The organism is Proteus sp. G4380 (genome assembly GCF_963885725.1).
Lineage (GTDB): Bacteria > Pseudomonadota > Gammaproteobacteria > Enterobacterales > Enterobacteriaceae > Proteus > Proteus mirabilis.
This window is the reverse complement of the sequence record NZ_CAWPAV010000167.1, coordinates 1-24,822: the sequence shown is the minus strand read 5'-3', so window position 1 is coordinate 24,822 and position 24,822 is coordinate 1. Positions and strand designations below refer to the sequence as shown.

Here is a 24,822-nt window from a genome sequence, read left to right as displayed (position 1 = left end):
ATTGCAAATATACTTCATAAGTGTGGTTTAAAAAATCTAAAGAGAGCATTGGCTCCCTTTAGAATGTAACTATTCATTATTTAAAATAACGTATCGTGTAGTTTTCTGACAATATTATCTGCATCTTTGCCATCCACTAATAAACATAAGTTATGGGTACTCGCACCATGACTTATCATTCTAATATTATAATCCTCTAAAGTGCCAAAAATCTGGCTTCCTAAGCCATTGACTTGCGATAGTGAATTACCAATGATAGCGACCAATGCCAGATCTTCTTCTACTTCCACGCGACATAATGCGGATAATTCTGTTAATAAAGCATTAGTTAACAGACTGCCTGATGAGCTAGTGGTACCTGTGGTATCCAATGTTAAAGCAATACTGACTTCTGATGTGGTTATCACATCAACCGAAATATGGTGGCGTGATAAAATGGTAAATATTTCTGCCAAAAAACCACGGGCATGAAGCATTTTCAAACTATGCAGGGTAAGTAGTGTCTGGTTTCTACGTAGTGCAATGGCACGAAACACAGGCGGATTATCAGTTTGTGCACAAACCAATGTGCCACCTTCTTCTGGTGCTTTGCTTGAGCCGACAAACACAGGAATACCACTACGCACTGCAGGTAATAACGTTGCGGGATGGAGAATTTTAGCACCAAAGGTTGCCATTTCAGCCGCTTCATCAAAAGCAATATGATCAATACGATGTGCTTGCGGGACTATTCTTGGATCAGTGCTATAAATACCAGGCACATCAGTCCAAATATCGACACGTGACATCCCTAATGCTTCACCAATCAGTGCCGCAGTATAATCACTTCCGCCACGCCCTAAGGTGGTGGTTTTTCCTTTAGGCTCTTGTCCGATAAAACCTTGGGTAACAATCACGGTTTCTGTTAAACGGGGCTGAATTAAACTTTGTGTTAACTCAGTTAATTGCGCCATATCTGGCTCAGCATGACAAAACAGATCGTTGGTTTTCATCACTTTTCTGACATCAAACCAATCTGCACTTATTCCTTTTTCACGTAACAGTTCAACAAACAATAACGTTGACATCAATTCACCGTGGCTGACTAACTCATCGGTTAACGCATCAGAAGTTGCCAAGGCTGCCGCTTCTGACAGCATTTCAATATTTTCCAATAAGCGGTTTATTTCTTGAGAAATAATTTCTGCTTGTGATAGTTGATTGATGATGGCGTATTCAATATCACGAACTTGAGCCAATAAAGCGGCTCTTTGTGTTGCTTCAACACCTGTCGCAAGTTCGATAAGCAAATTGGTGATCCCCGCTGAAGCAGAAAGAACCACCACACGGACTGATTTCTGTTTTAAGATAATATCTGCACACTTTTCCATCGCCGCAAAATTTGCCACGCTAGTGCCACCAAATTTGGCGATAGTAAAAGGTGATGAAGGTGTTGCAGTATTATCTTTCATTGTTGTATTCCTTTAGTCCCAGTGAGATGTTAAACACAGTTAGGAATATCGGTTATTGCCAAAAGAGTCAATCAAGAGTGAAGGATAATCAATTTAATTAATAATCACTCAAAGATTATCGGTTTTGCCTATGTAAGTAATTAATACTAGATTTGTTGAATGGTTTTGACGAATATCATCAAATAAGAAAGAATTGACCGTAACTATTAAATGACAGGCTACAATCTGAGAGTATCGGATTGTAATCTTAAGAGAGTATTGTGAATGAAAAATGTAAACCCAACTCATACCTTAGCTTGGAAGGCATTAGAAGACCATTTTGCCGTGATGAAAGATACAGAAATGAAAACACTGTTCTCTCAAGATCCATCACGCTTTAACACCTTTTCAAGAACGTTTTCAGACCAAATTCTAGTCGATTTTTCAAAAAACCGTATCACCCAAGAAACATTAGATAAATTACAGGCTCTGGCTAAAGAGTGTGATGTTGCTGGTGCGATAAAGAGCATGTTTAGCGGTGAAAAAATCAACTGTACGGAAGATCGTGCGGTACTCCACACCGCATTACGCAACCGTAGCAATACACCGGTTATGGTCGATGGCAAAGATGTGATGCCAGAAGTCAATGCTGTATTGCATAAAATGAAAGTATTTAGTGAGCGTGTGATTAGTGGTGAATGGAAAGGTTACACAGGTAAAGCGATTACTGATGTGGTCAATATCGGTATTGGTGGTTCTGATTTAGGCCCGTATATGGTGACAGAAGCACTGCGCCCTTATAAAAACCACTTGACCATGCATTTTGTTTCTAATGTTGATGGTACACATATTGCAGAAACCTTGAAAAAATGCGATCCAGAAACAACGCTATTCTTGATTGCTTCAAAAACCTTTACCACACAAGAAACCATGACTAATGCACACTCTGCAAGAGATTGGTTCTTATCTGCGGCTAAAGAGAGTGCTTTTGTCGCGAAACACTTTGTTGCGTTATCAACTAATAGTGCTGAAGTAGAAAAATTTGGTATTGATACCGCAAATATGTTTGAGTTTTGGGATTGGGTTGGTGGCCGCTACTCATTATGGTCAGCAATTGGTTTATCCATTGTATTATCTATTGGTTATGACAACTTTGAGCAGTTACTGTCTGGTGCTCATGCTATGGATAATCACTTTAGAACCACTGAAGCTGAAAATAATATTCCGATGATATTGGCGCTTATTGGCATTTGGTATAACAATTTTTTTGGTACCGAAACTGAAGCGATTCTGCCATACGATCAATATATGCACCGTTTTGCTGCTTACTTCCAACAAGGTAATATGGAATCCAATGGTAAATATATCGACCGTGATGGAAACAAAGTCAGTTACCAAACCGGACCTATTATTTGGGGAGAGCCGGGGACTAATGGCCAGCATGCGTTTTATCAATTAATTCATCAAGGAACCAAACTGATCCCTTGTGATTTTATTGCACCAGCGATCAGCCATAATCCATTATCTGATCATCATGCAAAACTAATGTCGAACTTCTTTGCACAAACCGAAGCATTAGCATTTGGTAAAACTCGTGAGCAAGTCGATGCAGAGTTTGCCTCAGCAGGAAAAGATCCTGCAACCATGGGATATGTGGCACCATTTAAAGTGTTTGAAGGGAATCGTCCCACCAACTCCATTCTTTTAAAAGAGATCACTCCCTATTCATTAGGCGCGTTAATTGCGATGTATGAACATAAAATCTTTGTACAAGGTGTAATTTTCAATATCTTCACCTTTGACCAATGGGGCGTTGAGTTGGGCAAACAATTAGCTAATCGCATATTGCCAGAGTTAAAAGGTAAGGAAAGTGTTAACAGTCATGATAGTTCAACAAATAATTTAATTAATCGTTACAAAGCATGGCGTTAAGAGAATAAATTAAGTGTGATTAAGCGCTTATAACCAAGGAGGTTGATGGTGACCTCCTTTGTTTTTTCTCAATTTGAGTGAATTCTGATTATCTTTTAACGTTTTTTTAGATTATTTATACGAAATGTTATCAGCTTTTAACTTCCTATCGCTACATCATGATATCCTTAGTGCATAATGATTTATAAAGTTAGGATCATCATAGTTGTGATGATGAAAGAATGTTTAAAAAATCCATAATTACTCACGCACCTATTCACTGGTTATCAGATGAAGAGCGTGAAGAAGTCGCAGAAAATACCTTAAGTTGGCTGCTGGAATTAGGTTCAATGACACGACGTTTTGAGCAACATTGCCATCAAGTGACGGTAATGCCATATCAAGAAGGTTTTATTGAATATATCGAGCCTGCTGATGAACAAAAGTGTTTACCTTATAGCCGACGCTATTGGCTAAGAGAAATCGTCCTTTGTGGGGATAATGTACCTTGGTTATTAGGGCGAACATTAGTGCCGGAAGAGACATTAACGGGTGAAGATCGCCAATTAGTGAATTTGCGTACGGTGCCATTAGGACGTTATCTGTTCCAGGAAACAACCTTAAGTCGTGATTTTATTCATATTGGGCAACAAAATGGACATTGGTTACGTCGTTCCCGTTTCCAGCTTTCAGATAAACCTTTATTATTAACTGAGGTGTTTTTGCCTGCATCACCTGTATATAAGCAGTAGTTAGGGGGAGCTAAAATTGGAGGGAAGTATGACGCACAATAAATGGCAGGCGTATAGCCGTTTAATGCGTATAGATAAGCCTATTGGAGCGCTATTATTACTTTGGCCAACGTATTGGGCATTATGGATCGCCGCTAAAGGCTTTCCTGACTGGCATATCCTAATTGTATTTACTCTAGGTGTGTTTTCCATGCGTGCCGCTGGGTGTGTAATAAATGACTTTGCTGACAGAAAAATTGATGGCAACGTTGAACGAACTAAAAATAGACCATTACCTAGTGGTGCTGTAACGGAGAAAGAGAGCAAGATTATCTTTATTGTCTTGGTGCTGTTTTCGTTTGGATTAGTGCTTACGTTAAACACCATGACCATTTGGTTATCTATTGCCGCACTTGCACTCGCATGGTTTTATCCTTTTGTAAAACGTTTTAGTAATTTGCCTCAATTAATTTTAGGTATGGCCTTTGGTTGGTCTATCCCTATGGGATTTGCTGCAGTTTCTGAAACACTACCTTTAGTATGTTGGTTACTCTTTTTGGTCAATATTATCTGGTCTGTTGTGTATGACACTCAATATGCCATGGTCGATCGCAATGATGATTTAAAAATAGGGGTGAAATCGACAGCCATTCTGTTTGGTCGTTACGATAAAATCATTATTGGTATTTTACAGTTAGTGATGTTGGCATTATTAGTGGCGATTGGCGTTTTGCTGAATATGAAAGGGATCTATTATTGGTCATTGTTACTCGTGACAGCCCTGTTTATTTATCAACAGAAATTAATTGCTGAACGGGAAAGATCCCCTTGTTTTCAAGCGTTTATGAATAATAATTATGTTGGTTTTGTTTTATTCGCAGGTATTTTATTTAATTATTTCTAATAAATATATTACCAGCACTAGCTGAGCACTGAAGTTGCATAAAAATAAAAGGGATAAGCCAATTGCTTATCCCTTTTCTATTACTGATTATAGCGCGATTTGCTATTAAGCAACTACTTATCCATGTTGGATTCAGGGTTTTCCTCAATCGCTTGTGCTGAATTGTTATCTTCAGTAACGCCTACACTCTCAATGGTTAAACGAATTTCTGGTGACATTAATTTCGCAATAACTTGGTAAAGTGCAGAGGCATCTGCTTTGAGGATATCTTCATTATCTTTGAGATAACCTTCTTCACGCAGTGTAGAAACTAAAGTGGAGAAAACCGCTTTATCAAAGAACTCAGGTGCGTTAATACCATGCAATACAGAAAGTCGTTGCGCCAAAATGCGGCTTTCTCTTTCTAATAGTGCACGGCTAATTTCAGGAGCAAAATTGAGTAGAGAGAGCGTAATACCATAACGCTGTAGCGTTTCTCTAACACTTGCTGCTAAAAGCTGTAATGGGCGAATACGTGCTGGATTGATCCGTAATATGCCATCATCAGCACAGCAAATTAGACGTTGGCGACAAAGCTCACTAATCAGTGTATTAACCACATCAGGTAACTCCTCTTTTTCATAGCGAATAAACAACTCAGCTTTGATAAGAGGGAAAATTAATTCTATCTGTTTCATTAAGTCATCACGGTGAATACGCTCGTGATGCAAGACAATGCTCGCAATTAATGATGGTGTAACCATTAAGTGAATGGTGTTATTGCGATAATAAGTCATCAATACGGCACTTTCACGAGGCAATATAATAATATCACCAAGACTATCCTGCTCAACTTGGAATTTATCTGTTTGCAAGGCGTGTGCTAATAATGTCTCTGAGCTTTTATCGGGGACAACCATATCTGATGAGTAAGGCACATTACGCAGTAACTGTAGATAACAATCTATTTGCTCTAATAATTGTTCTTTAGTTAATGCTCGCTGACGGGACGCTAGCAACGCCGTAGAGACAAGGTTAATCGCATTAATCGAAGCGGCATTATTAATATTGACCATAATATTATCCGCTAACGCACTAACTGCAGGATTTAACCAGCTTGGACGTTGTGGCTCAATGGGATCAATATCATCGCGCCAGTCAGGCACTGCCTGATTAAGGTATTGTGATAGCGAAATAGGTTCACCAAAATTGACATAGCCTTGACCAAGGTTACGTAGTTTACGCAATCCTCTGATCATCTGCATAAAACCTTCTTTCTCTTTTGTCGCACCACGCAACTCTTTGGCATAAGTGGCAACTTCCATGACATGCTCATAGCCAATATAAATGGGAACGATGGAAATAGGGCGTGTCTCACCACGTAACATGGCTTGCACGGTCATTGACAGCGTCCCTGTTTTAGGATCTAACAGTCGACCTGTACGGGAGCGTCCACCTTCAACAAAATATTCAATAGAGTAGCCTCGAGAGAATAATTCACCTAAATATTCCCGGAAGATGGTTGAATAAAGTTTATTTCCTTTAAAGGTTCGACGAATAAAGAAAGCCCCTAAATGGCGGAAAATCGGTCCTGCTGGCCAGAAATTAAGGTTAATACCCGCAGCAATATGTGGGGGAACCAATCCTTGATGATAAAGTACATAGGAAAGCAATAAGTAGTCCATATGACTACGGTGACAAGGTACGTAGACAATTTCATGTCCATCTTGCGCAAGTTGGCGCACACGTTCTGCATTAAAAACGTTGATACCTTGATAGAGCTTATTCCATGTCCAGCTTAATACACGATCAGTCATTCGTACCGCTTCATAAGAGAAATTAGCGGCGATCTCTTCCATGATATCAGTGGCATTTTTACGTGCTTTATCAAGCGTAATTTTTTTCGCTTTTGCTTCATCTTCAATGGCTTTTTCAATGGCTTTGGATGCCAATAGTTTATTGAAGAGATCTTGGCGTGCAGGTAGTTTTGGGCCAACTGCTGCTAAACGCTGACGTGAAAAGTGAATACGTGCCACACGCGCAAGTTTTCGAGCAATGCTGGTATCGGTTCCATGTTCATTCGCCATTTGGCGCATGGATACGGTCGGCGAGAAACGGACAAAACTATCTCGACCTAGCCAGAGGATGGCAATAAATTTTTGGATCCCATTTAATAAGCGCAAATGGGGGACACCATTATGACCTTCTCGACCCGGTGAGCGACCGAACATCACTGAAGCAGGTAACATTTCAATATCAAGATGCGGATTGTTACGATGAGCATCAAGATAAGCATGGAATGTTTTCACTGAATCTTTACGCGGATCGGGAGAGTAGTAACGGAATACTCTAGGACCATCGTCAATAAAGACGTAGGCTGGCAGTTTGGTTCCGTTAATTTCTATGGGTTGCAGAGGATCTGGCAAGCCAAGAGATAAACATTGCTGACGTAATGTCAGTAAGTCTGCTTTAGAGTGATAAGGCAGAACATAAAGGAAAGATCGCGACGTATCTAAGCCTAACTCAGTGATAGGATCAGTCGGAACTCGTTTACTTTTTACCAACAATTTCAGTGGTAAATTCAATGTGTTATAATATAGTTTACGCCAAGCTGACATAAATAGTTGTAGCCTCTTATTAGCAATACTTCGAAAGCATAACAGAAAGTCTTTCGTAGATCTGTGGTGCTGTGACAATATTAATAGAGAAAAGTGGCAAAATAATCGTTTGTTTTCGATAGAGTTTATTATGGCTAATCAAAATAAAGGTCTTACCCGAATCATTAAAGCTGGTGGCTATTCATATCAGGGCTTACGCGCCGCTTGGATCAATGAAGCCGCTTTTAGACAAGAAGCTATTGTGACCTTAATAGCAATTATCCTTGCATTTTTTATCGATGTCAGTGTTCTAGAGCGCATTTTATTGATTGGTTCAGTCGTCCTTGTCGTTATTTTAGAACTGGTCAATAGTGCTATAGAAGCTGTCGTCGATCGCATTGGTACAGAACGTCATGAATTATCAGGACGAGCAAAGGATATGGGATCAGCTGCCGTTCTCGTCGCTATTATATTGGGATTATTTACTTGGGGAACCATTCTTTGGCATCATTTTTTTGCATAAAGTAAAAAAAATCGACAATTGTCGAAAAATAATGCAAAGATGCGTGTTTTATATGCATTTGTAGTTCCCAATCGGCATATACCTGTATATACTCACAGTCTGACTGTATAAACAAACAGGGGGCGGAATGAAAGCATTAACTGCAAGGCAGCAGCAGGTTTACGATTTGGTTCGTGATCACATTTCGCAAACGGGTATGCCACCAACACGGGCGGAAATCGCTTCCCAACTTGGTTTTCGCTCACCTAATGCGGCAGAAGAGCATTTAAAAGCACTTGCTCGCAAAGGCGTGATAGAAATTGTCTCTGGTGCGTCTAGAGGTATCCGTTTGCTACTTGAAGAAGAGCCTGAAGGCTTACCATTAATTGGGCGAGTTGCAGCCGGTGAACCACTTTTAGCGCAAGAGCATATCGAAAGCCATTATCAAGTTGATCCTATGCTTTTTAAACCGAGCGCAGATTTTTTACTGCGTGTTAATGGTATGTCGATGAAAGATATTGGTATTATGGATGGCGATCTACTTGCTGTGCATAAAACACAAGATGTCCATAATGGCCAAGTGATTGTCGCACGTATTGAAGATGAAGTAACTGTAAAACGATTTAAGAAAGTCGGTAGTAAGATAGAACTGCACGCAGAAAATCCAGAGTTTTCACCTATTATCGTTGATTTACGTGAGCAGAGCTTTACTGTGGAAGGATTAGCAGTAGGGGTTATCCGTAACGGCGAATGGCTGTAATTTGTATCTAATTCATTCAATACAAATTATTGTACCAGATGCGCCGAAGCCTCGTTCTCCAGTTCATCAGGGCGGGGAGAACGTCAAAAAGATGCAGATGATGTGTAAAAACATAAAATCATCTGCATTTTCTGTTTTTAATTTATACAAAAAAACATATGTTCCGCTGACTTTTATCTTTTATCTGCTTAACGAGGCTTATAGTCACCGGTTTTTTTCTGCTTAAGATTATCATCCATACTATGATCATGGTGACAACCTTCCGGATGTGTACAGGCTTGGGCTTCATGGCACTGAGCGCACAGCCCATGAATTTCAATCACACTATGGCGTAAATGAAAGCCATTATCTTTAGCGAGTGTGGTGATCGCCCCTTCAATTTTATGGCTACTTTTTTCTGTGACTGATAAGCAACGATCACAAATTAACATCACCGATGTATGCTCAGCATCATCAAAATGATGACAAAGCACATAGCTATTGGTGGATTCTATTTTGTGAATAAAACCTTGTTCAAGTAGAAATTCCAATCCACGATATACGGTAGGTGGTTTAGCTTGAGGCTCTACTTGGCGTAATAAATCTAATAAATCATAAGCGCTGATTGCGGTAGGTTGTTGCATGATCAGACGCAATACTGCCAGACGTTGTGAAGTCAGGCGAACACCTCGTTTCTGGCAGATCTTTTCTGCCTGAGCGAGCAATTTCTCTTCATTCATAGGATAGGATGCTCTCAGACGTGATTAATTACGATGATCTTACCATATTTTTTTTGAGCAAACCTTTGTGGAAAGTGGGATTTTGAGAAAATAACGCTATAAATTGTCATTATCAGTAAATCAAATCTAACCATGGTGAAAGGGGCTAATACTCATTCACAAGACTTATCTTAACGCCAATGATGAACGAGTAATAGTCAATGGGAAATAGACAAGGTGTGACAATATGATTGGCAAATGCGGGATAAGCATGAAACAAAGAAAAGCCCGTTAATGATATAACAGGCTTTAGCGTTTGATGTTATATGACTTAGAAGATAAGGTAAGTTCTTAAGTAACCGTCAGAACGGAATATCGTCATCAAAGTCCATTGGTGGTTCATTACTTGGCGCTGGTGCCGCTGCGGGTTGTTGTGCTGGGCGAGATGGTGCGCCACCACTAAACTGTTGTGATGCTTGTGGTTGCTGAGGTTGACCCCAACCGCCTTGGCCTTGTGAAGGTGCATTATCTTGACCACCACGGCCACCTAACATCTGCATTGTGCCACCGATATTCACCACAACTTCAGTGCTGTAGCGATCTTGACCACTTTGATCTTGCCATTTACGTGTTTGTAATTGACCTTCAATATAAACTTGTGAACCTTTACGCAGATACTCGCCAGCAATTTCTGCTAGTTTGCCGAAAATGACCACACGGTGCCATTCGGTTTTCTCTTTCATTTCACCGGTTTGTTTGTCGCGCCAGCTTTCTGAAGTTGCTAGTGTCAGATTTGCCACTGCACCACCACTTGGCATATAACGGATTTCTGGATCCTGCCCTAAATTACCGATAAGAATAACTTTGTTAACGCCTCTGCTCGCCATGTGAGGTACTCCTGCGAAAGTAAATTTTTTGAAATCATAAGCGATGAAGTTTATCACGTAAGCTAAAATTTGAATATGATGAGTAATGAATTTCTCCATTGAGAACAGGATCGACATTTTATTGTCTTAATATGGCAAATTTTCATTATCATTCAGTTTCAATATATATACTGTATATCCATTCAGCTAGTTTTGTGTCATAATTATCCGATTCTTTCTTTTTCGGCGACTCACTTAATCCGGGATATATTCATGGATAAAATCGAAGTACGGGGCGCTCGCACCCATAACCTAAAAAATATCAATTTGGTCATTCCTCGCGATAAACTTATTGTTATTACGGGACTTTCTGGCTCAGGTAAATCCTCTTTAGCCTTTGATACGCTTTATGCGGAAGGCCAACGGCGTTACGTTGAATCGCTTTCAGCTTATGCTCGTCAGTTTCTTTCCTTAATGGAAAAGCCTGATGTTGATCATATTGAAGGGTTATCGCCCGCTATTTCGATTGAGCAGAAATCGACATCACATAACCCACGCTCAACGGTCGGTACCATTACCGAGATCCACGATTACCTACGTCTATTATTTGCACGTGTGGGTGAACCGCGCTGTCCTGATCACGATATCCCTTTAGCGGCTCAAACGGTAAGCCAAATGGTGGATAATGTTTTAGCGCAACCTGAAGGTAAACGCTTAATGTTATTGGCGCCAATCGTAAAAGAGCGCAAAGGTGAGCATGTAAAATTACTCAATAATCTTGCTGCACAAGGCTATATTCGTGCTCGTATCGATGGTGAAGTGTGTGATTTATCAGATCCCCCTACCTTGGAGTTACAGAAAAAGCACACCATTGAAGTGGTCATTGATCGCTTTAAAGTTCGTGACGATCTGGCTCAACGTTTAGCAGAATCTTTTGAAACCGCATTAGAGCTTTCTGGCGGTACTGCTGTTATCTCTGATATGGACGATAGCAGTGCTGAAGATATTGTTTTTTCTGCAAACTTTGCCTGTCCTATTTGTGGTTATAGCATGAGTGAACTAGAGCCACGGTTATTCTCTTTTAATAACCCCGCAGGTGCGTGTCCTACTTGTGATGGTTTAGGGGTTCAACAATTTTTCGATCCTGATTTGGTGATCCAGAATCGAGAAATTTCTCTGGCCGGTGGTGCGATTAAAGGGTGGGATCGGCGCAATTTTTACTATTTCCAAATGTTGCGCTCATTAGGCGAGCACTATCATTTTGATGTTGAAGCCCCCTTTGACTCATTACCCGACAAGATCCAGAAAGTGATTTTATCCGGTTCAGGTAAAGAAAATATTGAATTTAAATACACCAATGATCGAGGGGATGTTGTGGTCCGCCATCATCCTTTTGAAGGGGTATTAAATAATATGGAGCGCCGCTATCGTGAAACAGAATCGAGTGCGGTGCGTGAAGAGTTAGCTAAATATATTAGCAATCGTCCTTGTGCCTCTTGTGGAGGTACTCGCTTACGTCGCGAAGCTCGCCATGTGTATGTTGAAAATACCACGTTACCTGAAATTGCGGATTACAGTATTGGTCATGCGATGAGCTTTTTCCAAAATCTAAAACTCAGTGGTCAGCGAGCGAAAATTGCCGAAAAAGTATTAAAAGAGATTGGTGACAGATTAAAATTCTTGGTCAATGTGGGATTAAATTACCTCACTCTTTCTCGTTCAGCGGAGACATTATCAGGCGGCGAAGCGCAGCGTATTCGCCTAGCAAGCCAAATTGGTGCTGGATTAGTTGGGGTAATGTATGTACTTGATGAGCCTTCAATTGGTTTGCATCAACGCGATAACGATCGCCTACTGGAAACGTTGATCCACTTGCGTGATTTAGGTAACACGGTGATCGTCGTTGAGCATGATGAAGACGCTATCCGTGCCGCTGATCATATTATTGATATTGGGCCGGGTGCTGGCGTTCATGGTGGTGAGATAGTCGCTCAGGGTACACTGGAAGATATTGTTAATAATCCCAACTCATTAACCGGTAAATTCTTAAGTGGCGAACGCCGTATTGCTATCCCTGAAAAGCGTGTTCCTGTTGATCGCGAAAAAATGCTCACTATTTTAGGGGCGAAAGGTAATAACCTAAAAAACGTTAATTTAAAAATACCTGTTGGTTTATTTACTTGTATTACTGGTGTATCTGGCTCGGGTAAATCAACCTTAATTAATGATACGTTATTCCCCATTGCTCAACGTCAATTAAATGGCGCCACTAATAGCGTGCCAGCACCTTATTTAGATGTTGAGGGATTAGAGCACTTTGATAAAGTGATTGATATTAACCAAAGTCCTATCGGTCGTACGCCACGTTCCAACCCTGCGACTTATACCGGAGTATTTACCCCGATCCGTGAACTTTTTGCTGGTGTACCAGAATCACGAACTCGCGGTTATACGCCGGGGCGCTTTAGTTTTAATGTGAAGGGGGGGCGTTGCGAAGCTTGCCAAGGCGATGGTGTATTAAAAGTTGAAATGCACTTTTTACCTGATGTGTATGTGCCTTGTGATCAGTGTAAAGGGCAACGTTATAATCGTGAAACCCTTGAGATTAAATATAAAGGGAAAAATATTCACGAAGCGCTAGATATGACAATCGAAGAAGCAAGAGAGTTTTTTGATGCGGTGCCTGCATTAGCGCGTAAGCTACAAACATTGATTGATGTGGGACTCTCTTATATTCGTTTAGGACAATCTGCCACTACGTTATCGGGTGGTGAAGCACAACGGGTTAAATTAGCCAAAGAGTTGTCAAAACGGGGTACAGGCCAAACCCTCTATATTTTGGATGAACCGACCACGGGTTTGCACTTTGCCGATATTGAGTTACTTCTTGATGTGCTCCATCAGTTGCGTGATCAGGGTAATACAATTGTGGTGATTGAGCATAACCTCGATGTGATCAAAACCGCTGACTGGATCGTTGATTTAGGGCCTGAAGGGGGCAGTGGAGGTGGTCAGATCTTGATATCCGGTACGCCAGAGCAAGTTGCTGACTTTGAAGGCTCCCACACGGCAAGGTTTTTGAAACCAATTTTAGAGCGCGGTTATTAATAGCACACGGTTTACGCACTTCTTGTCTAAACGCTACAAATTTTGTTTGTAGCGTTTTTCTTTATAAAAAGGAATTTGATATTTTATTAGAGAAATTAATTCTATTAGATAAAACTATTCTTTTTTCGTCAGTCACGCTGATAGCCGCTTTTTATATAATTAACACTCTTTTTATAAAAAAAAGAATAAATAGTTAATTCTGCTGTTTTATTACATTATTTTAACTAAATACGAGATAACAAAGCTAAATAGAAAGGATTATCATAGTATATCGTGATGCATAGCACAGTTTATTCATGGATTTGTTTCATTTGTTATACTTGACTATTATTGTATAACAATAGTGATATTGTGTTATATTTCAATGTGTTATGTGAATTAAAAGGTTGCCGTAGGGGGAAGGTTATTATTTACTGTTCCCTTTGAACAGATAATCCTACTTTTCTCCTTGTGAGAGAATTATTTCCCAAAACGTTTTCAGCTATCACGATTTATAACAACTTTTTTCTCCGCAATATTTCCTATCATTTACCCATAATAAAAATACCTGCAAAAAGTAAGGCTATTAGGTCATCGCAAAGTTAGATAGTTCTTTTTACCCCCAAAATTCGTTTTGCTATTAACAATTACAATATAAAAAGTGAGTACTAATATGGAAACGGCTTCCTCAAAAACAGAGACAACAAGCTATCCCGCAACTAGTGCTGGAGCTCGCCGAGCAGGTATGACAGAAGAACAATGGCGTGCAGCAATTAAATTTGACGGCAATGATGTGGGCTGGGTTATCATGAGTATCGGTATGGCTATCGGTGCAGGGATTGTTTTTTTACCTGTACAGGTTGGCTTAATGGGATTGTGGGTTTTCTTACTTTCCTCCGTGATTGGTTACCCCGCAATGTACCTTTTCCAACGCCTATTTATTAATACGTTGGCTGAATCTCCTGAGTGTAAAGACTACCCAAGCGTTATCACCGGTTATCTCGGTAAAAACTGGGGTATTTTATTAGGTGCACTCTATTTTGTGATGTTAGTGATTTGGATGTTTGTCTATTCCACAGCTATCACGAATGACAGTGCTTCTTATCTACAAACTTTTGGTGTGACTGACGGTTTATTATCAGAAAATCCGTTCTATGGTCTGATTTTAATCTGTGCGTTAGTGGCTATTTCTTCTCGTGGTGAACAATTACTGTTTAAGCTATCAAGCTTTATGGTAATGACAAAACTACTGGTTGTTGCGGCATTAGGTCTTTCAATGATTGGTATGTGGCATCTGTATAATGTTGGCGCATTACCACCTGCCGGACGTTTAATTAAAGAAGCCATTATCACACTACCTTTTACATTAACTTCTATTTTGTTTATCCAAACATTAAGCCCAATGGTTATCTCTTATCGTAGTCGTAACCAAAATCGTGAAGTAGCGCGTCATAAAGCATTACGTGCAATGAATATCGCTTTCGGTGTGTTGTTCTGTACGGTGTTTTTCTATGCGGTCTCCTTCACATTAGCAATGGGACATGATGAAGCAGTAAAAGCTTATGAGCAAAATATCTCTGCATTAGCGATTGCGGCAAAATTCTTCCCTGGTGGTTGGGTAACCGTAGTGAGTGTGATGCTGAATATTTTCGCAGTAATGACCGCATTCTTTGGTGTCTATCTCGGTTTCCGTGAAGCAACACAAGGGATTGTGATGAATATTCTGCAACGCATGATGCCCGTTGAAAAAATCAATGAAAAATGGGTACAAAACGGCATTATGATCTTTGCTGTGCTGTTAGCTTGGGGCGCCATTATTCTCAATGCACCAGTACTGAGCTTTACCTCAATTTGTAGTCCTATCTTTGGTATGGTCGGTTGTCTTATCCCTGCATACCTAGTGTACAAAGTACCGATGTTACATAAATACAAAGGCGCATCACTTTATCTGATTATCTTTACGGGTTTGCTACTTTGTGTTTCTCCGTTCTTGGCATTCTCATAGTCGTCAACTGCGGTTCGAGTTAGCTGTTATTAAAAACGATATTAATCCAAGGTGTTAGATTATGAGCCAGAACAATAATTCTCATTTATGGTCGCAGTTTATTCGTCAATTACGTGAAGGTGTTAAGCCAGCAGTAGGTTGCACTGAGCCGATTTCATTGGCATTAGCTGCGGCAAAAGCAACCGCATTATTAGCTGAGCCTGTTGTTGGTATTGAAGCGTGGGTTTCGCCTAATTTAATGAAAAACGGAATGGGCGTAACAGTACCAGGAACGGGAATGGCGGGATTACCCATCGCGGCTGCATTAGGGGCGACAGGAGGTAATCCAGATGCTGGCCTTGAAGTATTACTTACAGCATCACCACAAGCTATCGCTCAGGCTAAGACATTGGTTGCTGAAGGAAAAGTGACGGTTGGCGTGAAAACGCCATGTAGTGATGTACTCTACTCCGAAGCAAAAGTATATGGTCAGTCAGGTTATGCCATTGTCAGTATTGCTAAAGAGCATACCCATGTTGTGCGCTGTGAGTGTAATGGCAAAGTTGTTTTTGAGGATGATAAAACGAGTTTGACTCATGCCGGGGATAGCGTAGAAGAAAAGCCTTTTGCGACGGTTTGTGCTGAAGATATTTATCGCTTTGCACTCAATGTACCTATAGATCAAGTCGCCTTTATGCTTGATGCGGCTTATCTAAATGGTGCTTTATCAGAAGAAGGGCTAAAAAATAGTTATGGATTGGCGATAGGGCGGACGCTGGTTTCACAGCAAGAGAATGGCTTATTAGGTAAGGATTTACTGAGTGAAATCATGATAAGAACGTCTGCCGCTTCAGATGCACGTATGGGGGGCGCTGTATTACCTGCTATGAGTAACTCAGGCTCCGGTAATCAAGGCATTGCTGCGACATTGCCGGTAATGGTAGTTGCTGAATTTATTCAAGCAGATGACGAAACTTTATTACGGGCATTAGTTTTATCGCACTTAATGGCGATTTATGTTCATAGCCATTTCCCACCTCTGTCTGCATTGTGTGCGGCAACCACTGCATCAATGGGGGCGGCTGCGGGTATGGCATGGCTACTGACTAAAGACTTCACCACTGTAAGTATGTCAATCAACAGTATGATTGGTGATATTAGTGGCATTATCTGTGATGGCGCGTCGAATAGCTGTGCAATGAAAGTATCAAGTAGTGCAGCGAGTGCGTATAAAGCCGTTTTAATGGCGATGCAAAATCAAAGTGTAGCGGGCACTGACGGGATTGTCAGTGATGATGTTGATAGTTCAATTGCGAATCTCTGCGCATTAGCCAGTCGTGCAATGCAACATACAGATATTCAAATTATTGAGATCATGGAAGAAAAAGCACGCCGTAATGCTGGGGAAAAGCAGCAAGCTGTCAATGCATAAAAGGCAAAGACCTAAAAAGACAGTGAAAAATGTTGTAATGCAGTAAAGAAAATACCTGCTTATGAAAATAGGCAGGTATTTTTTTAAGCTAATATCAGCAACGAATGGTTGGTTATATTAATTAACTGACGGCTGCAAAGGCTTGTGCAATGCGCTGCACATTATTGTTATTGACACCCGCCATACAAACACGACCTGTACCAATCAGGTAAATACCAAACTCTTCACGTAATCTATCTACTTGCTCTGGTGAAAAGCCGGTATAACTGAACATACCGCGTTGTGTTAATAAGTGATCAAAGTTTTTCTCAGGTAATGCTTCTTTTAAGGCATTAACTAAAGTCACACGCATCTCTTTGATGCGGTCACGCATATGAGCCACTTCTTTTTGCCATTGTGCGGTTAATACATGATCTGATAAAACTTGATTAACCAGTTGTGCGCCATAGTTAGCAGGACTTGAATAGATACGACGTGCGCCCGCTTTTAATTGCCCTAATACATGCTCACACTCTTTCGCGTTATCACATACAATCGATAAGCCACCCGCCCGTTCCCCATAAATCCCGAAGATTTTAGAGAATGAGTTACTGACTAATACAGGTAACCCTGCTTTTGCCATAGCGCGAACCGCATAAGCATCATCATCTAAACTTTCAGCAAATCCCTGATAAGCAATATCAAGGAAAGGGATTGCTTGACGCGCTTTGAGGATCTCAATGACCTGATCCCATTGTGCTTTGGTGAGATCGGATCCTGTTGGATTATGGCAACATGGGTGCATCAGTACGATGCTTTTTTCAGGAAGTTTTTTAAAGCAATCTATTAATGCATCGAATTTGACCCCTTTGGTTTCGGGATCAAAATAAGGATAATAATTTACTTTAAAACCGGAGCCCGCAAAAATAGACGCATGATTGTCCCAAGTGGGATCACTGATCCAAACTTCAGAGCTTGGAAAATAGCGATGTAGAAAATCTGCGCCGACTTTTAGCGCTCCGGAGCCACCTAATGTTTGTATGGTAGCAATCTTTTTGTCTGCAATAAGCGGGTTATCAGCACCAAAAAGGAGAGTCTGTACTTCGTGGCGATAAGGGGCGAGTCCTTCCATTGGCAAATACAGTGTTGCGGTAGGTGTCATCGCATTAAGCTGCTGACGCGCCACAGACACAGTGCCTAGAATGGGGGTTTTGCCTTCTTCATCATAATAAAGACCAATACTTAGGTTAATTTTATCTTGACGTGGATCTTTATTATAGACATCCATTAATGAGAGAATCGGATCTCCCGCAAACGCTTCAACCTGTTGAAACACGGCTTTTATTCTCCAATCACTTTTTGTGTGCCAGATAGATACAATATCTTGTGTGCTATTGTTCGTCTAGGTATTCCATAATGACGCGCGAAGTTAATTTGGTAATTAATTCGTACGCGCTAATACCACTATATTTGGCAATTTCTTCTACGGGTAGCACATCTCCCCATAAAATAGCTTCATCACCGACACGATCAATTAGCTCAGATCCCAAATCGACGCTGATCATATCCATGGAAACGCGTCCAACAATCGGCACTTTTCGACCGTTGATCCAAACAGGAGTACCAGAAGGTGCACTACGTGGGTAACCATCACCATAACCGATAGCAATAACACCCAGATAAGTATCTTTTTCACTTACCCATGTACCACCATAACCAACGGGTTCACCTGCTTTATGTTTACGAACCGCAATAAGGCTCGTTTTTAGTGTCATTGCCGGGGTTAAACCAAAGTCTTTACCTGTTCTGTTATCACCCGTTGGTGAGATACCGTATGTGATGATCCCAGGGCGAACCCATTGATAATGGACTTGTGGCCAAAATAAAATTCCCGCAGAAGCAGCGATAGATTTATCACCCGCTTTATCTTGGATAAAGGCTTGAAATAGCTGAATTTGATTTTGTGTGACTTCAGGAATATCAGGCTCATCCGCGCGACTAAAATGACTGACCAAATTGACGGGTTGTTGGACATTTTTACAAGCACAAAGTCGTTGATAAAAAGCCTCAGCTTCTTCAGGACGGACGCCTAAACGATGCATTCCAGTATCGAGCTTCATCCAGACTTTTACGGGTTCTTCTAAATCGGCATTTTCTAACGCTTCGAGTTGCTCTTCACTATGAACAACAGTCTCAATATGGTTAACCACCAAAATGGGTAAATCAACAGCATCAAAGAAGCCTTCAAGTAGTAGGATGGGTTTCACAATCCCCCCACTACGTAATGTTAAGGCTTCACCGATACGTGCTACGCCAAAACAATCAGCATCATCCATTAAAGTATATGCTGTTTCTAATAACCCATGACCATAAGCGTTTGCTTTCACGACAGCTATCAGGTGGCTATGTGGTGCATAGTCTCTTACATGCTGAAAATTGTGACGCAGAGCGCGGCGATCTATTACTGCGGTTGCCGCTTTCATGTTATTTCTCTATTTCCTTTTATTCCGTCAAGGTGGATGGTTATTCGTCGTCGTAAGCAGGGCCTGCGTAGTTATCAAAGCGAGACCATTGACCATTAAAGGTCAATCTTACCGTACCGATAGGGCCATTACGCTGTTTACCAATGATAATTTCTGCCACCCCTTTTAGGTCGCTATTTTCGTGATAAACTTCGTCACGATAGATAAACATAATCAAGTCGGCATCTTGCTCAATAGAGCCCGATTCACGTAAGTCAGAGTTAACTGGGCGCTTATCAGCACGTTGTTCCAAACTACGGTTTAACTGTGACAGAGCGACAACAGGAACCTGTAATTCTTTAGCTAATGCTTTCAAAGAGCGTGAAATTTCAGCAATTTCTAAAGTTCGGTTCTCAGATAATGAAGGTACTCTCATTAACTGCAAGTAGTCAATCATGATTAGGCTTAAACCGCCATGTTCACGATAAATTCTTCGGGCACGAGAGCGCACCTCGGTGGGGGTTAAACCAGAGGAATCATCAATATACATATTACGTTTTTCAAGCAAAATACCCATGGTACTTGAAATACGCGCCCAATCTTCATCGTCAAGTTGCCCAGTACGAATACGGGTTTGATCCACGCGAGACAATGAAGCGAGCATACGCATCATGATTTGGTTACCTGGCATCTCTAAACTAAAGATAAGTACAGGTTTTTCTTCCGTCATTGCCGCATTTTCGCATAAGTTCATCGCGAAGGTAGTTTTACCCATAGAAGGACGTGCTGCGACAATAATTAAATCTGATTTTTGCAGTCCGGCAGTTTTTTTATCCAGATCTTGATAGCCACTGGATACCCCCGTCACACCATCATGAGGTTTTTGGTAGAGTTGCTCTATTTTTTCAACGGTTTCTTCTAAAATGGCATCAATTGCTTTTGGCCCTTCATCTTTATTGGCGCGGGTTTCGGCAATTTGAAAGACGCGAGATTCAGCAAAATCGAGCAGATCTTCGCTGGTGCGTCCTTGGGGATCAAATCCAGCATCAGCAATTTCATTGGCGACTTTGATCATATCGCGAACGACAGCACGCTCACGTACAATGTCGGCATAAGCGTTAATATTGGCTGCACTTGGCGTATTTTTGGATAGTTCTGCTAAATAAGCAAAGCCTCCAACGCTTTCTAATTCTGCGTTTTGTTCTAGTGCTTCTGATAAGGTTATCAGATCAATAGGTTTACCCAGCTCAAGTAAACGCTGCATTTGCGCAAAAATAGTGCGATGAGGTCGGCTATAAAAATCATCGGCAGTGACACGCTCGGAGACATTATCCCAACGCTCGTTATCTATCATTAGACCGCCTAACACCGATTGTTCGGCTTCTAGCGAATGGGGGGGAAGCTTCAACCCTTCCATTTGGCGATCTTTTATCTCAGACATTAGCTTGTCAGTGGTCTTGTTTCTGGCCATAAATCCTGCACAAAGTCGAAAAAATATCAATCAGCGCATTAGTATACGCTAACCCAATAATCTGTGCCTTGTAGAAATAACGATCATTTGTCATTATCTCTACAGGTCGTTACAACGCTGGTTTATATAATCCTAGGTCAATCATCAATCTTATAAAGGAGATTACGATGGCTAAACGCATTCAGTTTGCAGCTCATGGTAATGCCGATGTACTCGAGCTAACTTCATTTACCCCCGCCCCTCTAGGCGATAACGAAGTACAGGTTGCCAATAAAGCCATTGGCATTAATTATATTGATACTTATGTGCGTAGCGGATTATATCCAGTAGAGCATTTCCCAAGTGGCTTAGGAACTGAAGCTGCCGGTGTTGTGATTAAAACAGGCGCTCATGTTACTTCACTTAAAGAAGGGGATAGAGTTGTATATGTACAATCTCCATTAGGCGCCTACAGCGATACGCATAATGTACCAGAAAATAAAGTAGCTCGCCTGCCTGATAATATCTCTTTTGAACAAGCCGCCGCCTCTTTTTTGAAAGGATTAACGGTTTATTATCTATTCAATGAAACATACAAATTACGTGCAGGGGAAACCTTTTTATTCCATGCAGCGGCGGGTGGCGTCGGACTAATTGCCAGCCAATGGGCGAAAGCGATTGGCGCTAAAATGATTGGTACCGCAGGCAGTGATGAGAAAGTGGCTAAAGCTAAGGCCGCAGGTGCATGGAAAGTGATTAACTATCAAACTGAATCTATTGTTGAACGTGTCCTTGCGCTCACCAATAACCAAAAAGTACCCGTTGTGTATGATTCTGTTGGCAAAGCAACTTGGTTGGATTCGTTGCACTGTTTGCAACGCCGAGGCTTAATGGTCAGTTTTGGTAACGCTTCTGGTGCGGTAACAGGGGTTGATTTAGGTATTCTTAATAAATTGGGTTCACTTTATGTTACTCGTCCTTCTATTTCCGGCTACATTACGACGCGCGAAGAGTTAGATGCAGCAAGTGAAGCACTATTTACGTTAATTGGTCGTGGTAAAATTGATGTCAGTGTGCCAGATAATCAGAAATTTGCATTAGCTGATGCTAAAGCCGCACACCGTTATCTTGAAAGTCGTCAATCTCAAGGTTCAAGTCTATTGATCCCATAGTTTTTAAAGGTTACAAGTATAAAAAATCCATCTTTATTAACTGATTAACTAAATAGTTGATTAAGCAATTTGAGTAAGATGGATTTTTATCACGGGTTAAAAAGGACTATTTTTCGGTCACAAACTTAAGCGCATTCTCTAGCACGGTTAAATCAGCACCTTGTTTGTGGGCATTTTCACTTAAATGACGACGCCATTGTCTCGCCCCAGGAATACCTTGGAAAATTCCCAACATATGGCGGGTGATATGACCTAAATAAGTGCCTTGTGAGAGCTCTTTTTCAATATAAGGATACATAGCTTTTACGGCAGCGACGGCATTAGTAACAGGTAACTGATTATCAAAAAGCACGTGATCCACATGAGCCAATATTGATGGATTTTGATAAGCCTCGCGACCTACCATAACACCATCCATATATTTTAAGTGCTCCTGCGCCTCTTCTAGTGACTTAATTCCCCCATTAATTGCCATAGTGAGATGTGAGAAATCACGTTTTAATTGATAAACACGAGGATAATCTAAAGGAGGCACTTCGCGGTTTTCTTTGGGGCTTAATCCCGATAACCAAGCTTTGCGAGCATGAATAATAAAGGTATCGCAGTTATTATCACGGCTGACGGTATCAATAAAATCACATAGAAATTGATAACTATCTTGGTTGTCGATGCCAATACGTGTTTTTACCGTCACAGGAATATCGACCACATCACGCATAGCTTTCACGCAATCTGCAACGAGTTGTGCTTCACCCATTAAACAAGCACCAAAGCGTCCATTTTGTACCCGATCAGAAGGGCAACCTACATTTAAATTAATTTCATCATAGCCACGCTCTTGTGCCAATTTTGCACATTGCGCTAACGCTTGTGGATCACTGCCGCCAAGCTGTAATGAGATCGGGTGCTCTTCGTTGCTATATTTTAAATAATCACCTTTGCCATGAATAATGGCACCTGTTGTGACCATTTCAGTATACAGCAAAGTATTTTTGGTAAGCTGGCGAAAGAAATAACGGCAATGGCGATCAGTCCAATCGAGCATAGGTGCAACAGAGAAGCGATTCAAATTATCTGTTCTTTTATTATCATTAATAGGGTGATTTTCTGTTGTTTTATTGCGTTCTGTATTTTCTGACATGCTGTAATTCTTTCGTCGATTTAGATGGCGACTACCCTGATGAACATAAAGGTAGAAATAAAGGAGTAGTATAACATAGCAAGTTGTTAAGTATGATACAGCCAGAAAGATAAGTATTAAAGATTAAAGTAGATGCATTTTGGTCAAGTTATTGCTACTTGCTACGCCATTTGCTTGATGGAGGAATGTGTTTAGTTCGATATGAGAGGGGCGACTAATACACAGTATATTATCTTAATAATTAAATTTATCTCAATGCTATTAAAAATGAAAATAGCCAATGCTCAAAAATCTACGTTATAAAACAAAAGTAAAAATAAAAAATAGAAAAGGAGCATTGGTTATGAATATTGAAAGGAAAATACTAGTCAAACTAAAAAATATACATTCACTTGATCAAAATAAAAAACTATTACGCTCTGGTTACCATAATCAATATAATACATTTTTATCTAATATTTCTTTTGTTCCAGTATTATCATCATCACAATTACCACCTAAAAATCATCTTTCTCTTACATCAAATCATTTAAATGATTACTATTATTTAAATTTACCTAATGATAACACATATACATTAGATGAAATTATTAAAATATTAAAACAACATCCTGATATAGAATATGTGCAAAAAATTCCAAAATTACCTGTACAGCCACCTAATATTACGCCGGATTTAACTCGCCATCAGCATTATTTAAAAACCCCAAAAATAAAATCAAATGAAATAACTGGGTTAGGTATTATAGACGCTTGGAATAAAAATGCTTATGGACAAGGTATACAGGTGGCCGATATTGAGTGGGATTTTGATTTATCACATCCCGATTTGTTAGCTAATAATATCACGCCACTTTTTCCTTTAACTGAAAAAACCGATCAAGCCGACCATGGTACGGCAGTGGCGGGGTTAATTATGGGGAAAAAAGACGGTAAAGGTATTACTGGGCTTGCTTATAAATTAGATATGTTTTATGCCATATCAGAATTAAGCAGTGGTCGTATTGAAGCAATTATTGCCAGTAAACAGAAATTACACGCGGGTGATATTGTTTTATATGAGATGCAGACAGTTTGTGAACATCATGCTTATGTTCCTGCTGATTATGAAATGCATATCTGGGAGGCAACTCGTACATTAACAGAAGCGGGGATTATTGTGATCATGGCTGCCGGCAATGGGGGGGTTGATCTCGATTTACCTTTTTATGATAGCTATCGTCAACGTAGCGATAACCACTCTATACGTGTCGGTGCGGGCTCGCCTTATACGCTAAATCGTTTACCTTTCTCAACGCATGGCTCCCCCATTCATGTGCAAGCATGGGGAGAAGATGTGACTACTGCCGGATATGGTGATCTTTTTCATGGTGATGGGAATAACAAATATACGGCTAATTTTAGTGGAACATCATCAGCCTGTGCATTAGTCGCGGGGGCGGCTGCAGTTATTCAATCTTGGTATAAAGATAAAACCAACACGGTATTAACGCCAATAGAGATGCGAGAGCTACTGATTAAAACAGGAACCTATCCATCATTAAATGAAAAGATTGGCCCTTTGCCTAATGTGAATAATGCCATCTTACATTTAAAAAATTTAATCCAATATAATTAATAGAAAGGATACCTTCTATGGCTTAAGACTATGGAAGGTATTTTTAGTATTTATCTTGCTGAAAATAATCTTTTTTAAGTCTGTTTTAGACTTGAAAATACCGCGATAGAATGATTTGT

The 24,822-nt window shown here is 40.5% G+C and carries 18 protein-coding genes; 10 read left to right on the top strand and 8 right to left on the bottom strand.

Annotated elements, in window-relative coordinates; translation table 11 throughout:
- Positions 1-80: 80 nt before the first annotated feature.
- A complete protein-coding gene (gene lysC, locus AACU98_RS14940) occupies positions 81-1,451 on the bottom strand; it encodes a lysine-sensitive aspartokinase 3 (RefSeq protein ID WP_004249155.1) in 1,371 nt (456 codons plus the stop codon).
- 264 nt (positions 1,452-1,715) lie between these two features.
- Here lysC and pgi point away from each other — a divergent pair, with 264 nt between their 5' ends.
- The 3 genes from pgi (at position 1,716) to ubiA (ending at position 4,976) form a co-directional block, all read left to right on the top strand.
- A complete protein-coding gene (gene pgi, locus AACU98_RS14935) occupies positions 1,716-3,362 on the top strand; it encodes a glucose-6-phosphate isomerase (protein WP_004250104.1) in 1,647 nt (548 codons plus the stop codon).
- 221 nt (positions 3,363-3,583) lie between these two features.
- Positions 3,584-4,093, top strand: a complete 510-nt coding sequence (gene ubiC / locus AACU98_RS14930; protein WP_004245914.1) for a chorismate lyase — start codon at positions 3,584-3,586, stop codon at positions 4,091-4,093.
- Positions 4,094-4,121: 28 nt separating this feature from the next.
- Complete coding sequence (gene ubiA, locus AACU98_RS14925; RefSeq protein ID WP_161735032.1) at positions 4,122-4,976, top strand: 4-hydroxybenzoate octaprenyltransferase; 855 nt, start codon at positions 4,122-4,124, stop codon at positions 4,974-4,976.
- 113 nt (positions 4,977-5,089) lie between these two features.
- Here ubiA and plsB read toward each other — a convergent pair whose 3' ends face one another.
- The gene (gene plsB, locus AACU98_RS14920) at positions 5,090-7,573 is read right to left on the bottom strand and encodes a glycerol-3-phosphate 1-O-acyltransferase PlsB (protein ID WP_161735030.1); all 2,484 of its coding nucleotides are present in this window, start codon (positions 7,571-7,573) and stop codon (positions 5,090-5,092) included.
- 130 nt (positions 7,574-7,703) lie between these two features.
- Here plsB and AACU98_RS14915 point away from each other — a divergent pair, with 130 nt between their 5' ends.
- Both AACU98_RS14915 and lexA read left to right on the top strand, forming a co-directional pair.
- Positions 7,704-8,075 (top strand): diacylglycerol kinase, encoded by a 372-nt coding sequence (locus AACU98_RS14915; protein WP_004245908.1) that lies wholly within the window; start codon positions 7,704-7,706, stop codon positions 8,073-8,075.
- A 127-nt stretch (positions 8,076-8,202) separates the two neighbouring features.
- Entirely contained in the window at positions 8,203-8,814 is a 612-nt protein-coding gene (gene lexA, locus AACU98_RS14910) for a transcriptional repressor LexA (protein WP_004245906.1), read from the top strand.
- A gap of 188 nt (positions 8,815-9,002) precedes the next feature.
- Here the strand turns inward: lexA and zur are convergent, their stop codons facing one another.
- The gene (gene zur / locus AACU98_RS14905; protein WP_004245904.1) at positions 9,003-9,533 is read right to left on the bottom strand and encodes a zinc uptake transcriptional repressor Zur; all 531 of its coding nucleotides are present in this window, start codon (positions 9,531-9,533) and stop codon (positions 9,003-9,005) included.
- A 341-nt stretch (positions 9,534-9,874) separates the two neighbouring features.
- On the bottom strand, positions 9,875-10,399 hold the full coding sequence (gene ssb1, locus AACU98_RS14900) for a single-stranded DNA-binding protein SSB1 (RefSeq protein WP_004249162.1): 525 nt from the start codon (positions 10,397-10,399) through the stop codon (positions 9,875-9,877).
- 252 nt (positions 10,400-10,651) lie between these two features.
- Here ssb1 and uvrA point away from each other — a divergent pair, with 252 nt between their 5' ends.
- The 3 genes from uvrA (at position 10,652) to AACU98_RS14885 (ending at position 16,881) form a co-directional block, all read left to right on the top strand.
- Complete coding sequence (gene uvrA, locus AACU98_RS14895; RefSeq protein WP_004249165.1) at positions 10,652-13,486, top strand: excinuclease ABC subunit UvrA; 2,835 nt, start codon at positions 10,652-10,654, stop codon at positions 13,484-13,486.
- Between the two features lie 652 nt (positions 13,487-14,138).
- A complete protein-coding gene (locus AACU98_RS14890; protein WP_036895726.1) occupies positions 14,139-15,470 on the top strand; it encodes an amino acid permease in 1,332 nt (443 codons plus the stop codon).
- Positions 15,471-15,531: 61 nt separating this feature from the next.
- Positions 15,532-16,881: an L-cysteine desulfidase family protein gene (locus AACU98_RS14885; RefSeq protein ID WP_004245900.1), complete on the top strand. Its 1,350-nt coding sequence runs from the start codon at positions 15,532-15,534 to the stop codon at positions 16,879-16,881.
- A gap of 121 nt (positions 16,882-17,002) precedes the next feature.
- On the opposite strand, the gene AACU98_RS14880 is transcribed toward AACU98_RS14885, so the two are convergent.
- The 3 genes from AACU98_RS14880 to dnaB are packed head-to-tail and all read right to left on the bottom strand — an operon-like array spanning position 17,003 to position 20,793.
- Positions 17,003-18,196, bottom strand: a complete 1,194-nt coding sequence (locus tag AACU98_RS14880) for an amino acid aminotransferase (protein WP_012368490.1) — start codon at positions 18,194-18,196, stop codon at positions 17,003-17,005.
- 55 nt (positions 18,197-18,251) lie between these two features.
- Positions 18,252-19,343 carry an alanine racemase gene (gene alr / locus AACU98_RS14875; RefSeq protein ID WP_004245898.1) on the bottom strand — a complete coding sequence of 364 codons (1,092 nt, stop codon included), beginning with the start codon at positions 19,341-19,343 and terminating at the stop codon, positions 18,252-18,254.
- 40 nt (positions 19,344-19,383) lie between these two features.
- Positions 19,384-20,793 (bottom strand): replicative DNA helicase, encoded by a 1,410-nt coding sequence (gene dnaB, locus AACU98_RS14870; RefSeq protein WP_004245896.1) that lies wholly within the window; start codon positions 20,791-20,793, stop codon positions 19,384-19,386.
- 167 nt (positions 20,794-20,960) lie between these two features.
- Here dnaB and AACU98_RS14865 point away from each other — a divergent pair, with 167 nt between their 5' ends.
- Positions 20,961-21,944, top strand: a complete 984-nt coding sequence (locus tag AACU98_RS14865; RefSeq protein WP_161735028.1) for an NADPH:quinone reductase — start codon at positions 20,961-20,963, stop codon at positions 21,942-21,944.
- A gap of 106 nt (positions 21,945-22,050) precedes the next feature.
- Here AACU98_RS14865 and dusA read toward each other — a convergent pair whose 3' ends face one another.
- Positions 22,051-23,085, bottom strand: coding sequence for a tRNA dihydrouridine(20/20a) synthase DusA (gene dusA / locus AACU98_RS14860; RefSeq protein WP_004249169.1), 1,035 nt, complete (start codon positions 23,083-23,085; stop codon positions 22,051-22,053).
- A gap of 343 nt (positions 23,086-23,428) precedes the next feature.
- On the opposite strand from dusA, the gene AACU98_RS14855 reads away from it, so the two are divergent.
- Complete coding sequence (locus tag AACU98_RS14855) at positions 23,429-24,703, top strand: S8 family peptidase (protein WP_004249170.1); 1,275 nt, start codon at positions 23,429-23,431, stop codon at positions 24,701-24,703.
- Positions 24,704-24,822: the final 119 nt, after the last annotated feature.